Source organism: Wohlfahrtiimonas larvae, from assembly GCF_002006755.1.
Classification (GTDB): Bacteria; Pseudomonadota; Gammaproteobacteria; order Cardiobacteriales; family Wohlfahrtiimonadaceae; genus Wohlfahrtiimonas; species Wohlfahrtiimonas larvae.
In genome coordinates this window covers 1-616 of the sequence record NZ_MVDO01000215.1, presented here as the reverse complement: position 1 = coordinate 616, position 616 = coordinate 1, and the positions used below count along the sequence as shown (strand labels likewise).

Below are 616 nucleotides of genomic sequence, written 5' to 3'. Positions count from 1 at the left end.
GGCGATTTTTTTTGAGCAATAAGCATGTATAATCATAAAAATTTTAAAAACTATAATGAAGACAGGTCCTTTTATGAAACAATCACCGCTCATGATCCTATCCACAACAGCTCTCATCACTTTGGCAGGCTGTAAAAGTTTATCTTTAGATGATGCAATGTCCTTAGGCGCACAAAGCTTACAAGCCATGTCATTATCTGATGCTGATGTAAAAAATTTAAGCAACCAATCTTGTCAGCAAATGGATGCGCAATCTAAAATTGCACCAGCCAATAGTACATATACAAAGCGTTTAAATAAAATTGCCAATTCCTTGGGGCACAATGTTAATGGCACAAAAGTTAATTATAAGGTTTATTTAACTAAAGATGTTAATGCTTGGGCAATGGCTAATGGTTGCGTGCGTGTTTATAGCGGTTTGATGGATAAAATGACAGATAATGAAATTGCAGGTGTACTAGGTCATGAATTGGGTCACGTTGCATTGGGTCATACGAAAAAACGTTTACAAGTTGCTTATGCAACTGACATCGCTCGTTCTGCTGCTGCTAAATCGGGTAATGGCATTATTGCAGATTTAAGTAGCTCTCAATTAGGTAACCTTGCACAAACACTG

1 protein-coding gene is annotated in these 616 nt (G+C 37.0%); it reads left to right on the top strand.

What is annotated here, in order from left to right; all coding sequences use genetic code 11:
• Window positions 1–73 precede the first annotated feature (73 nt).
• A partial coding sequence (locus BZK14_RS11185) for a M48 family metalloprotease (protein ID WP_077926561.1) occupies window positions 74–616 on the top strand: 543 nt, incomplete at its 3' end.